The organism is Sphingobium sp. SYK-6 (assembly GCF_000283515.1).
GTDB lineage: Bacteria > Pseudomonadota > Alphaproteobacteria > Sphingomonadales > Sphingomonadaceae > Sphingobium > Sphingobium lignivorans.
Genome location: NC_015976.1, coordinates 2,231,902 through 2,244,819, shown reverse-complemented (window position 1 = coordinate 2,244,819; position 12,918 = coordinate 2,231,902). Strand labels below are relative to the sequence as shown.

The window sequence follows — 12,918 nt, the reverse complement described above, 5'->3', positions numbered from 1 at the left end:
TGGTGCTCGGGCATCGTCGCTCAGAAGCCCAGCGTCGCTGTCACGAAGACCTGGCGCGGGTTGCCGTAGAAAGCGGTCAAGGTGCCTTCCGTGCCAAGCGTCGGCGTCAGATTTCCGTTGGCATTCCTGATCAGCGCACCGGTGCGGGGATCGGCCGCCACGAAGGTGTAGCCGGACGTCTTGTAGCGCTTGTCCGTCAGGTTCTTGCCATGGACGCCGATGCTCCAGCGATCGTCCGGCGCGGTATAGACAAGGCTCGCATCCCACAGCGCATAGTTCGACTGGTCGATATAGGGGTTGGGGATCTCGAACTGGTAGGTCCGGCCGCGCCATGAAACGGTGGAGCTGAGGTTCAGATCGCCATCGCCGATCGGCGTCACGTAAGCGAGCGTGCCGCTGGCGGTCCACCGGGGCGTGTTCTGCACCTTGCGGAAATCCGCGACGTCGACGGGGCCGACGCCTGCGATCTGCGTGATATACTCCTTGTACTTGGCATCGATATAACCAAGCGACCCGGCGAAGGTCAGCCGGTCGCCAGCGGTCATGAAGCTGCGGGCAAGGCGGACATTGGTTTCCGCCTCGATGCCCTGGAAGCGCGCCTTGCCGGCATTGGTGATGATCCCGCAGAAGGTGGGGATGCCGCCAACGGTGCAACCCGCCGAACCGGGGATCTGCACGTCCTTGTAGTCCATGCGGAAGGCGGCGAGCGCGAGATAGACCGCGCCATCGAGCAGATTGCCCTTGTAGCCGATCTCGTAGCTGTCCACCGTCTCCGGACGGAAGCTCAGATAGGCGGCGACTTCGGCTTCGCTCGGCACGCCGCTGGGGTTGGTCGTCGGTGCGTTCACACCGACACCACGCGGATCGAACCCGCCGCCCTTGAAGCCCTGCGAGAAGCTTGCGTAGATATTGTGATCCCGGTCGGGCTGGAAGCTGAGCGAGACGCGCGGGGTGAACTTGTTGAAATCCCGCTCGCCGTTGAAATTGGTGCTGGGAGCACCGAGCGGCACGCCCGCGCCGCCGAAGACCGGCGAGCCGCCGCCGAGATAATTCTGGCGCAGGATGCCTGCCCTGCGCGTATCCCAGGTATAGCGGCCGCCCAGCGAGAGGCTGAGCTGATCCGTGATGTCGTAGCTGAAGTCGGCGAAGACGGCGAAGGTCTCGGTGTCGACATTGGCTTCGGTGAAAGCGGTCAGGCCGGCCAGCGTCGTGAACAGGCGCACGTCGAACTGCGTGTCCGCCTTCGCGCTCAGATAATAGCCGCCAATGAGGCCGGTTAGCGGGCCGTCATTATCATACAGGATCTGCAGTTCCTGGCTGAACTGCTCGTTGCGGTAGAATGCCGGCACGTCCACATCGATCGCCGCGAGCGCATCGAAATCGATGGGCGAGGCGCTGTCATCCTTGCGCCAGCCGGTGATCGAGCGGAAGGTGAAGCCCGAACCAAGATCCGCCGAGACATTCGCGGCAAGGCCGTAAGCCTCGACAAACTGCTTGGGATCATTGAGCGCGCCGCGCGTGTCGAACACATCATCGAGAACCGGCGCGCCGGATACGCGGCTCGGGATCAGGCGATGACCGCCGCGCGGATTGCTGTCGTCCTTGGTATAGTCGCCGGAGATGCGGATCAGCACGGGCTCGCCATAGCCGCCGATTTCCAGCGTCCCGCGTCCCGCCCAGATATCCTTGTTGTAGTTCTCGAGGCCGTTGGTGAGGTTCGTGCCGAAGCCGCCGCGCGACAAGCGCGCAACCGAAGCGCCGACGCGCACGATGTCGCCGAGCGGACCGGACACCGTAACGATGCCGTCAGCCTGATCGTAGCTGCCATAAGTGCCCTTCACGCGCAGAGAGAAATCCTGCGGCAGGAGCTTGGTCACATATTTGACGGCACCGCCGATGGTGTTGCGCCCGTAGAGCGTGCCCTGCGGCCCGCGCAGCACCTCGATGCGCTCGACGTCATAGATGTCCAGCACGGCCGCCTGCGGGCGATTGAGATAGACATCATCGAGATAGATGCCGACGCCCTGTTCGAAGCCGGACACCGGGTCCTGCTGGCCGACGCCGCGAATGAAGGCGGAGAGGGTGGAATTGGTGCCGCGCGACACTTCCATGGTGATGTTGGGCGTCGTGCTGCCGAGATCCGTGATGTCGAGCGCGCCGCGCTTCTCGAGATCCGCACCGCTGAAGGTGGTGACGGCGATGGGAACATCGACGAGACGTTCTTCGCGGCGGCGGGCCGTCACGACGATTGCAGCAGCATCATCGTCCGAGGCGCTGTCGCCCGCGGTCTGGGCGTGAAGGGGCATGCCAAAGGCAAGACCGGAACAGGCCATCGCTGCCAGAGCAAACGGATTCGCGCAATTCTTGAGAAAATGAGCCTTGCTCACTGCATCTCTCTCCCATGGACCATTGTTGTTGGCCCGACTCATATTGATAGTTGAACCAAGTTTCAACTTCTCCTGTTTGCCTTGGGCTATCGAACCCTCTAGCTGTGCTTTCATGACAACAGTGCCGACCCCCGTTCCCCCCTCTTCCGGCAAGGAGCCGCGCACCGAGCGCGGACGCCGGACCTTGCGCAAGCTGCTCGATTCCGCCGCTGCGGAGTTCGGCGAGAAGGGGTTCCATGACGCGTCCATCACCGGGATTACCAGCCGGGCGGGCACCGCGCTGGGGACCTTCTACACCTACTTCGATTCGAAGGACGAAGTGTTCCGCGCGCTCGTGAATGACATGAGCGACAGGGTGCGGATGGTGGCGCGCGAGGCGTTGGCAGGAGAAATGACGGCCCTGACCACGGAGCGGGCTGCGCTGGCCGCGTTTCTGGGCTTTGCCCGGGACCACAAGGAAATCTACCGGATCGTCGATGAAGCGGAGTTCGTCGATCCCGCCAGCTATCGCCGGCATTACGAGACGACCGCGCAGCGCATTGGCGAGCGCCTGCGCAAGGGCGGCGAGTCGGGGGAGTTCCGCGAGGGGCTGGGAGAAGCTCATGCCTGGGCGATCATGGGCATGAATGTGTTCCTGGGCCTGCGCTATTGCATCTGGTCCGAAGACGCCTCCATCGAGGAGATCACCGAGGCCGCGGCCTCGATCCTTCAGAAGGGGATTACGCGCCAGCCGGGTTGAGCCGCTGGATTTGGGGTGTCGGCAGCCGAATCCCGAATCCGCGACGCCAGCAGATTCAACGGCGGCTCGCGCTCGCTGCGGCCAGGAGGGCGAGGACTGCGGCGACGCCCAATGCCAGCAGTGGGCCCTGCTCGGTCGATCCCAGGCAGAGCGCGGCGACCAGCGCGCCCATGGTCTGGCCAAGCAGACGGCAGATGGCCTGCATGCCGGCAGCGGCGCCCGCCCGCTCGATCGGCGCGGTACGCAGCATGACATTGTTGTTGGGCGACTGGAACAGGCCGAAGCCGATGCCGCAAAGCCCGGTGAGCAGGGCAAGGAGTTTCAGCGGGGGGTGATGCGGGAGCATCCATGCCATCAGGGCCAGCGCCAGCGCGAGCAGCGTGAGGCCCGCTGCGCTCATCAGGCCGGCCCAGCTCCTGTCCGCAAAGCGCCCCGCGAGCGGCGCGGAGACGGCAAGGGCGATCGGCAGCGGGAGTAGCACCAGCCCGACCATGGCGGGCTCGATCCGGCGCGTGCCTTCCAGAAAGAAGGGCAGCACGACCATCATGACCATCAACGAACCGAACGCACAGATGGACGCCCCATAAGCCAGGCGCATGCGGCCGATTCGCAGGAGATCGAGAGGGAGGATGGGACGCGATCCGGACTGGGCGCGCCGGAACAGCCAGAAGCCCATGACGAAGCCGAAAGCGACGGCGAGGCTCATCCCAACCGACCAGTGGCCATGCGCCGCATCCGAGGCGGCGAGGAAGAAAGCGGCAAACATGAGCGCGCTGAGCAGAGCGCCTTGCCAGTCGAACGTGGTCGCCGTGGGCGGCGTGCGCGGCCCGAAGCGCATGACTAGTGCGAGCGCGGCAAGGCCGATGGGCACGTTGACGAGGAAGAGCCAGTGCCAGCTCGCGAAGGACAGGATGAACCCCGCGACCGCCGGACCGCTCGCCGCGACACTGGAAACGACGACGGCATTATAGCCGATCCCCCGGCCGAGCAGGGATCGCGGCCAGGTATGCCGTATCTGCGCGCCGTTGATCGCCATCATCGCCGCAGCGCCGATCCCTTGCAGGAAGCGGCATATCGCCAGCGTTTCCAGGTCCGGCGCGAGCGAGCAGACCAGCGACATCAGCACGAAAAGCGACATGCCGACGAGATAGACGCGCCCATAGCCCAGTCGCTCCCCAAGCGCCGAGAAGGGCAGGATGCCCATCACCATCGCGATCTGGAAAGTCGTGATGACCCAGGTGGCCGAGGCGGGGCTGATGGAAAGATCGCGCGCAATCGAGGGCAGTGCGATGTTGACGAACGACCCGTCGATGACCGAGATCGCCATCCCTGCCCAGAGGCCGACCAGTGCCCAGTAGCGCCGGGGTGTCGGCAGTCCGTCGGAAAAGGAAGGCGTGTGAGCAGGTGTCGAGGAGGTCGCCGTTGCCTGCCCGTTGCCGCTGCGATCCATCAGTCGGTCCCGTTGGTGGCCAGATCCCGAGCCGGGGGATGGCGTTTGGTGCATCGGGCGATATCGTGTCGGACGATCATGCCGGCCCTGTCGCCCATGGCGAGCGCCGGGTCCAGCCCTGATGAGAGGGGCTCGTCGCCACGTGCCGAGCAGGACGTTCGGACTTAGGTATTTTTCCGACCCGGGGGCTGTTTCCTCCGTGCCTCAAAATGCTTTAGGCTCGTCCCATGGACAGGATAGCCACCTTCACGATGAACCCGACCATCGACGCGGCCTATGAGACGGACCGCGTCTTTCACACGCACAAGATGCGCACGCAGGGCGAGCATTATGATCCCGGCGGTGGCGGCATCAACATATCGCGCGTGATCGCTCGCCTCGGCGGAACGGCGCGGGCTTATTATGCCTCGGGCGGGGCGACGGGCGTGGCGCTCGACGGCCTGCTCGATCTCCACCAGATGGTTCGCCACCGGATCCCGATCGCAGGCAGCACCCGGATCAGCGCCTCTCTCTATGATCGGGAGAGCGGCAAGGAATATCGGGTCGTGCCGGCGGGGCCGTCGTTCACGGAAGAGGAGTGCGAGCGCTGCCTGGCCGAGATCGCGCAGGCCGGGTGCGACTATTTCGTTGCGAGCGGCTCGCTTGCCCCCGGGGTGCCCGAGGATTTCTATGCGCGGGCGCTTGCCGCGTGCCGGCAGCGCGGCATCCGGTTCGTGCTGGATACCTCGGGCGCCGCATTGAAGGCGACGCTGGACGCGGGCGGCGTCTTTCTCGTGAAGCCCAGCCTCGGTGAGTTGCAGGCGCTGGTCGGCAAGCCGCTGGAGGGTCTGCGGGAGATCGCCGACGCGGCGCGGGCTTTCGTGCAGAGCGGCCAGACGCACTACATGGCCGTCACCATGGGCCATGAAGGCGCCTTGCTTGCCCATGGAGATGAGGTCGTCTGCCTTCCGACCATTGCCGTGCAGGCGATGAGCGCGGTCGGGGCGGGGGACAGTTTTCTCGCCGCCATGGTCTTCGCCCTGGCCAACGGCCGGGATGTGACCGAGGCGTTCCGCTATGGCATCGCTGCCGGCGCGGCTGCTGTGTTGACCCCGGGCACGGACCTGTGTCGCAGGGAAGACGTGGAGCGCCTGTATCGGGAAGTTGCGCCGTTGAGCGCGGCGCGCGTCATCGGGTGAGACCGGCCGTGACACCGGGGCGGCGTGATGCGCCGTCCCCGGTCTAACGAATCAGGCGGCAGCGTGCTGATGCAGGTAGACCGCCCGCTCATGCGAGAAGGCCTTGAAGCCGAAATAGCCGTGATAGCTGCCCATGCCGCTCTGATTGACACCGCCGAAGGGAAGCTGATTCTCGAGATAATGCGAGAACACGCCATTGACGGTAACGCCGCCCGATGAGGTGCGGTTGAGGACCTTCTGCACATTGGCTTCATTGTCGCTGTAGACATAAAGCGCCAGCGGCTTGTCCCGCGCTTCGATGTAGTCGATGGCCTGATCGAGACTGTCATAGGTCATCACGGGGAGGAGCGGCGCGAAGATCTCCTCCTGCAGGATCTTCATCTGCGGCGTCACGTTGGTGAGCATGGTGGGATGGACTGTCCGGTCCGCCTCTTCCAGCACGCCGCCGACGGCAACGGTCGCACCCTGAGCGACGGCATCGTCGAAGAGAGCCTTCACGCGTGAAAAATTGCTCTCGTTCACGATCTGCGCGATGCTCTCCTTCCGGATCGTGCCGTCCTCCGCATAGAGATTCTTCGCGACATTGGCCTTGAAGCCCTCGACGAGCTGCGCCTGCTGATCCTCCCTGACGAACACATAGTCCGGGCAGATGCAGGCCTGACCGCCATTGAACTGCTTGGCGCCGGCGAGATCGGCGGCGATCTTGTCGATGTCCGCGCCTTCATCGATGATGACGGGGGACTTGCCGCCCAGTTCCAAGGTCACGGAGGCGAGGTGCCTGGCCGCCGCGGCCATCACGATCTTGCCGACCCGCGTGCTGCCCGTGAAGAAGATGTGGTTGAAAGGAAGATCGAGCAGCGCGGTCGCCACGCCGACATCGCCTTCGAACAGCGCGACCTCGTTCTCGTCGAAGACTTCGCCGACGATCTTGCCTGCCACGCGGGCCGTGGCCGGGCACAGATCCGTCAGCTTGACCATGCAGCAATTGCCGGCGGCAACGGCTGCGGCCAGCGGACCAAAGGTCAGGCCGAGCGGGAAGTTCCAGGGCCCCAGGATGAGGCATACGCCCCGCGCTTCATGGATGATCTGCGCCCTGTCATTGGGATTGAGCGAGGGAGTGACGTCGGTCGGCGCCATCCACGCATCGAGATTGTCGATGTTCCGCTGGATGTTGCTCACGATGTTCAGCACTTCCGTCACGCGAATCTCGCCCTCGGGCTTGCGCGTGTCTTCCCGCACGGCCGCGATGATCGCGTCCGCATGCGCTTCCACGGCGGCTTTCAGTTTCGCGAGCTTCGCTTTGCGCTGCTCCGCGCTCGAGGCCTTCACATCCCATTGATGGGCCTGTTGCAGGGCGAAAACGCGCGCGATCTCCTGGGTGATGTCCGTGGTGTTCTGCGTGGAGCTGGTCATGGGCCTACCATTTGTGAACGGGCTGGAATGTGCGGACTTGTAGGTCGTTATGCGGCGGAAGTTCAAGGGGCGCCGGAGACACGGAGATGGCGGCGCGCTGGTCGACACCGGAAGAAGAGTGCGGGTTCCGCGCGAGGGCGCGACGACGGCCTGACCATGCCCGTCCAACAGGGCGCTGCGGTCTGGAAGTTTACAAAGATGACGACACGTCGGTGTCATCTTCCGCTTCCATGGCCTGTGCGGCAGGTCGGATGAGCCGGACGCTGGAGCCTGTCCCGGCGAGCCCGTGCGGCCTGAACGGGCGAGGAAAGTCATGAAATGAAAAAGAGGCGCGCATTGCGCTGTCTCCTTCGATCGGAAGAAGTGTCCGGCCGGGCTGCCATGGCGGAGGGGCTGTAGGACAGGGAAAAACGCGGCGGATGGGGGACGAAGGGGCGCGCGACGCCCAAGGCGAGCCAGGCCCCTCTGGCCCCTCTGGGCTCTCTTCGGTACAAGAGGGGGCCTTAGGGCTGATCGACATTGTCCTACGGACGCCTTCGGCTCCAGCGCTGGCGGCCTGCAAATGGCGCTTTCCCGGGCTTCCGGTGCTCACGTACCTTGAGTACGCTGCGCGCCGGGTCCCGGAAAACCAACATTTTCGTCACGCCATCATCTGAATGTCGATCAGCCCTGGGGCCGCGACGCTGTCGCGCTGCCCGGGAGGGAATGGCACTCATGCGTATTGATCGACGCGGCTTCACGAACGCCGCCCTTGCCCTGGGCGCGACAGTGGCATTGGCCGGACCGGCGGCGACCGTCAGGGCAGCGACCGGGGGCAGGGCGCGCAACGTCGTGCTCGTGCATGGCCTGTTCGCCGACGGTTCGTCCTGGTCCGAGGTGATTCCCATCCTGCAGGCGAAGGGGCTCAACGTCACATCGGTCCAGAATCCGCTGACGACGCTGCCTGAGGCCATTGCATCGGCGCGACGGATTCTGGACAGGCAGGATGGTCCCACGGTGCTGGCCGGCCACAGCTTCTCCGGGATGATTGTCACCGAAGCCGGCATGCACCCGAGCGTCTCGGCGCTGGTCTATGTCGCGGCCCGCGCGCCTGATGCGGGCGAGGATTATGGCGCCCTGGCGGCCAGGTTCCCGACGCCGCCTGCGAGCGCGGGCATCATTTATGATGGCGATGAAGGGCGGCTGAGCGAGGAGGCCTTCGTGCGGGATTTCGCCGGGGATCTGCCGCCAGCGAAAGCGAAAGCGCTTCATGCCGTCCAGCAGCCCTTCCGACGGGAACTCCTCACCGGACGGGTCGCCAGCGCGGCCTGGCGGAGCAAGCCCAGCTACTATGCTGTCTCGGCGGACGATCGCACCATTGATCCCGATCTCCAGCGCTTCATGGCCAAGCGGATGGGCGCGACGACGATCGAGCTCAAGGCGAGCCATGTCTCGCTCATTTCACAGCCCGACGCCATTGCGCGCCTGATTCTGGACGCGGCGGACCAGAACTGAAGACGCGGTGTCGGGAAGGGGCGTGTCTCTAGCGCTGTGCTCAAGGCGCAGCGGGATAACCCGTTCTGCGAGAGAATTTCTCTACGGTCTGGAAAGTCGCTGGCCGACGCCTGCGAGAGAAGAAGTGGCTCCCCGAGTTGGATTCGAACCAACGGCCGCTCGATTAACAGTCGAGAGCTCTACCGCTGAGCTATCGGGGAGCAACCGGGCATCTGCCCGGCGAGGCCGCGCCTATAGCAGCGGGTTTCAAAGGATGGCAAGAGCTCTCAGGAGATAAATTGTTCAGCGGCGATGCGATCGTCCAGCGTGTGCTCCGGATCGAACAGCAGCGTCAGTGGCATGGCGAAGTCCACCGCGATCTGAACCTGCGCCACATCGCGCACCTCGCGCTGGTCGGCCACGGCGGAAACGGGCCGTTTGACGGGATCCACGACCCGCAAGGTGATGCGCGTGCGCTCCGGCAGGATCGCGCCACGCCAGCGGCGCGGACGGAAGGGGCTGATCGGCGTCAGCGCCACCAATCCGCAGCCCAGCGGCAGGATGGGGCCCTGGGCCGAGAGATTATAGGCAGTGGAGCCGGCGGGCGTCGCCACCAGCGCGCCATCGCAGACCAGCTCGGGGATCACGACGCGGCCGTTCACGGAGACTTCGATCCAGGCGGTCTGGCGCGTTTCGCGGAGCAGGGAGACCTCGTTGATGGCGGGCAGGGTGATCTGCTCACCACTCACCGTGGTGGCGTGCATCCGCAACGGATTGACCTTGAAGGCCTTGGCCCGGTCAAGCCGCTGGTCGAGCCCTGCCAGCCGCCACTCGTTCATCAGGAAGCCGACGGTGCCGAGATTCATGCCGAAGACCGGCACCGTGCGGTGGTTTTCCAGCATCCCGTGCAAGGTCTGGAGCATGAAGCCATCGCCGCCCAGCGCGATGATGGCATCGGCCTGTCCGATCTCGACGAAATGGGAAATCGTGCTCAGGCGCCGCGCCGCTTCCTGCGCCGCGTCCGTCGGCGATGCGAGCAGAGCGAGTTTGCGATCCATGGCGCGTGCCGGCCTAGCCGCCGGTAACGCTCATGTGGCGCCGCGTGGACGGCGATGCGCCTCTGGAGACGCTGAAATCATGAGCCGCAGGCTTGGCCGCGAGCGCCTGATCGAGCAATGCATCGATGCCGGCGACGCCGTCCGCGCGAAAAGCGGCCTTGAGGTCCACATGGTCCTCATGGCCGAGGCACATGTAGATGCGGCCCTGACAGGTCAGCCGCATGCGGTTGCAGCCCGCGCAGAAATTCTCCGAGAGCGGCGTGATTAGCCCGAGCCGCGTCCTGAGGCCGGACAGGGCGAAATAGCGTGCCGGTCCGCCGGTCCGATCGGACAGCGGCACGAGGTCATGCCGCGCGCGAATAGGGGCGATCGCTTCGACCAGCGGCAGAAAATGGTCGGCGCGGTCATCGGCCACGTCGCCAAGCGGCATGGTCTCGATAAGCGTCAGGTCATGGCCATGCGTCTCGCAGAAATCGAGCAGCGGGAGGACCTGATCCTCGTTGACGCCGCGCAGCGCCACCATGTTGATCTTGAGCTTCAGCCCGGCCGCGCGCGCCGCTTCCAAACCAGCCAGGACAGCCGGCAGGTCGCCGCCGCGCGTGATGTCTGCGAAAATCGCGGGATCAAGCGCGTCGAGGCTCACATTGATGCGACGAATGCCGGCATCGAACAGCATGTCCGCATGCTTTGCGAGCTGCGTGCCGTTGGTCGTGAGCGTGAGCTCGTCCAGCCGCCCGGACTTCACATGACGGCCGAGCGCGCGGGCAAGATCCGCGAAATCCCGGCGCACGAGCGGCTCGCCACCTGACAGGCGGATGCGGCGCACGCCGCGCGCGATGAAGCGCTCGGCGATGATGGCAATTTCCTCCAGCGTGAGGATTTCCCGGCGCGGCAGGAACTGCATCGTCTCGCTCATGCAGTAGCGACAGCGCAGATCGCACCGGTCCGTCACGGAAATGCGCAGATAGTCGATCTGCCGACCATGAGAATCGCGCATGCCCGCAGCCGCTTTCGCCTGTGTCTCGATTGCGTTCGCCATGAGCATTAGCTAGGCGATGCACAGGGCTGGCGCAACCATCCCGCAAGAACTCGAACAGGTCGCACCGCGCTTTGACAGACGCCGAAGTCAAGCAGACGCAGGGAGAACAAGCTCCCGGGGGCGGATTGCCAGACGATCCGGACCGGCTGCCCTTGTTCATTCTTTCGCCCAGGCATCGCGATCCGCTGTCGCTCATGGCCAACCGGCTCGGCTGGAAGCCGGTCGCGGCGCGCAGTCGCGAGCGGGCCGAGAGCCGCTATCTCGGCAGCCTCGCCAGGACGGCGCTGCTCGATTTGCGGTCGCTGGATGCCGCCCAGTCGCAGGCTGCGGTCACTGCGCTGGCCGATGCGGTGGAAGCATCCGGTGGGGCGATGCTCGTCCTGCTCGACGACATGGCGGCGCCTCATGTGCCTGACCTGATCGCGTCGGGCGTGACTCATCTTCTGGACGGCGAGATCACGGAACAGCGCCTCGGCAGGGCCCTGCAGGCGGCCGACAAGCTGGCCGAGCGGCTGATCGGCAGTCTCGCCGCTGCGCGCAACCGCCATGCCGTGCAACGGAGCGATGCGCTGTTCTGGCGGTGGAACGGAGCGGAGCGGACACTTTCGATCAGCCCCGCGCTCGCCGAGCTTCTCCAGCTGATGGCGCCGGGCGTGGACTACAGTCGCTGGACGATCAGCGATCTCGTGCGCGCGCTGGATCGGCCGGATCGTGCGGGTGCCATCGCCGCGATCCGCCAGGCGGTGGATGATCTCATGCCCTCGGCGTTCGCGCACAGCCTGCCGGGGCAGAAGGCACGCCGCCTCGTGCAGCATCTCTATCCCGATTCGAGAGGGTTCAGCGGCGAGGTCGAGGAGCTGGACGCGCAGCCCCGCTCCAATTCCCGCGATCGCGATCCCATGACGGGCCTCGCCAGCCGGCAGGGCGCGATGCGATGGTTCGATCAGGTTCAGGCGGCGGGACGGCAGCCTTTGGCAATCCTCGTGGGGCTGGGCGAGTTCGACCGGGTGAACAGTGCCTATGGCCGGCTGGTCGGCGATGCCATGCTGGCGCGCGTCGCGATGCGCCTCACCCGCCTCGTGGACGCGATGGGCGGACGGGGCGCGCTGGTGGCACGGCTCACCGGCACCGAATTTCTCGTCGGTCTCGTCGGCGAGCGCAATGCCTCCGATGCCCTGCTCGACCGCGCAGCCCTGCTTGCGCGTCAGATCGTCGTCGAGATCAGCCGGCCGTTCAATGCGGGCGATTTCCTCATCCGCCTCTCCAGCCGCTGCGGCATCGCACCGGGGCAGGACGGGGACAGCGCGGAGACGATCCTGCGCCGCGCCAGCAATGCGCTGGCGGATGCGCGGCGGGGCGGGCCGCAAGGGGGGATTCGCGTCCGGGTGGCGGATGACAGCAGCCGGATCGTGGACGACGACCGGCTGCACAGCGACTTGCGCCACGCGCTCGACAGCGGCCAGATACAGATCCTCTTCCAGCCCCAATATGACATGGCCACGGACGGCATCATCGGAGCCGAGGCGCTCGCGCGCTGGCAGCATCCCCATTATGGCGAGATCGGTGCCGGCGCCTTGTTCGCCATTGCCGAGCGGTCCGATTTCATATTGCCGCTGTCAGACCATATCCATGCCCGCGCGCTCCATGAAGCGGCCGCCTGGCCGGTGCAGCTGCGGTCCTTGCGCCTCTCGATCAATGTGACGGCCGCCGACATATCCGAGCCGGACTTTCTCACCAGCTTCCTGCAGCTTGTCGACGAGTCCGGCTTCTCGCGAGACCGACTCACGGTGGAGCTGACGGAAAGCGGGCTGGTGGAGGACCTGGGCACGGCGTCCCTGCTGCTGACGCAGCTTCGCGAAGCGGGGCTGGCGGTCGCGGTGGATGACTTCGGCACCGGCTATTCGAGCCTCGCCTATCTCAAGTCCCTGCCGCTCGACTATCTCAAGATCGACAGCAGCATCGCGCGAGACATCACCGGAACGGGGCGTGACCGCATCATCGTGCGTGCCATCATCGACATGGCCCGCTCGCTGGACCTCGGCGTCATCGCCGAAGGGGTGGAGACGGAGCAGCAGCTCGCGCTTCTGGCCCGGGCCGGCTGCACCAGCTATCAGGGCTTCCTGCGCTCGCCGCCAATCACGAGCGCGGCACTGGCCGATCTCGTAAAGGGACGCTGACGGC

9 protein-coding genes and 1 tRNA gene are annotated in these 12,918 nt (G+C 65.4%); 4 read left to right on the top strand and 6 right to left on the bottom strand.

The genetic code is table 11. The features are described from left to right. Positions 1–20 precede the first annotated feature (20 nt). Positions 21–2,333, bottom strand: coding sequence for a TonB-dependent receptor (locus tag SLG_RS10105; RefSeq protein WP_051003863.1), 2,313 nt, complete (start codon positions 2,331–2,333; stop codon positions 21–23). Positions 2,334–2,499: 166 nt separating this feature from the next. Between SLG_RS10105 and SLG_RS10100 the strand changes: the two genes are divergently transcribed. Next, positions 2,500–3,126 (top strand): TetR/AcrR family transcriptional regulator, encoded by a 627-nt coding sequence (locus SLG_RS10100; protein WP_014076364.1) that lies wholly within the window; start codon positions 2,500–2,502, stop codon positions 3,124–3,126. A 55-nt stretch (positions 3,127–3,181) separates the two neighbouring features. On the opposite strand, the gene SLG_RS10095 is transcribed toward SLG_RS10100, so the two are convergent. After that, a complete protein-coding gene (locus tag SLG_RS10095; RefSeq protein WP_014076363.1) occupies positions 3,182–4,576 on the bottom strand; it encodes an MFS transporter in 1,395 nt (464 codons plus the stop codon). 227 nt (positions 4,577–4,803) lie between these two features. On the opposite strand from SLG_RS10095, the gene SLG_RS10090 reads away from it, so the two are divergent. Continuing rightward, complete coding sequence (locus SLG_RS10090; protein WP_014076362.1) at positions 4,804–5,754, top strand: 1-phosphofructokinase family hexose kinase; 951 nt, start codon at positions 4,804–4,806, stop codon at positions 5,752–5,754. A gap of 51 nt (positions 5,755–5,805) precedes the next feature. Here the strand turns inward: SLG_RS10090 and SLG_RS10085 are convergent, their stop codons facing one another. Next, positions 5,806–7,167, bottom strand: coding sequence for an aldehyde dehydrogenase family protein (locus SLG_RS10085; protein ID WP_014076361.1), 1,362 nt, complete (start codon positions 7,165–7,167; stop codon positions 5,806–5,808). Positions 7,168–7,881: 714 nt separating this feature from the next. On the opposite strand from SLG_RS10085, the gene SLG_RS10080 reads away from it, so the two are divergent. Beyond that, on the top strand, positions 7,882–8,661 hold the full coding sequence (locus SLG_RS10080) for an alpha/beta fold hydrolase (RefSeq protein ID WP_014076360.1): 780 nt from the start codon (positions 7,882–7,884) through the stop codon (positions 8,659–8,661). 125 nt (positions 8,662–8,786) lie between these two features. Here SLG_RS10080 and SLG_RS10075 read toward each other — a convergent pair. The 3 genes from SLG_RS10075 to moaA all read right to left on the bottom strand — a co-directional run bounded on the left by SLG_RS10075 (position 8,787) and on the right by moaA (position 10,743). Further along, positions 8,787–8,861, bottom strand: a tRNA-Asn gene (locus SLG_RS10075). Positions 8,862–8,927: 66 nt separating this feature from the next. Beyond that, the gene (locus tag SLG_RS10070; RefSeq protein WP_014076359.1) at positions 8,928–9,698 is read right to left on the bottom strand and encodes an NAD kinase; all 771 of its coding nucleotides are present in this window, start codon (positions 9,696–9,698) and stop codon (positions 8,928–8,930) included. 13 nt (positions 9,699–9,711) lie between these two features. Beyond that, complete coding sequence (gene moaA / locus SLG_RS10065; RefSeq protein ID WP_014076358.1) at positions 9,712–10,743, bottom strand: GTP 3',8-cyclase MoaA; 1,032 nt, start codon at positions 10,741–10,743, stop codon at positions 9,712–9,714. A 119-nt stretch (positions 10,744–10,862) separates the two neighbouring features. On the opposite strand from moaA, the gene SLG_RS10060 reads away from it, so the two are divergent. Then, positions 10,863–12,914, top strand: coding sequence for a putative bifunctional diguanylate cyclase/phosphodiesterase (locus SLG_RS10060; protein WP_041391895.1), 2,052 nt, complete (start codon positions 10,863–10,865; stop codon positions 12,912–12,914). Positions 12,915–12,918 lie beyond the last annotated feature (4 nt).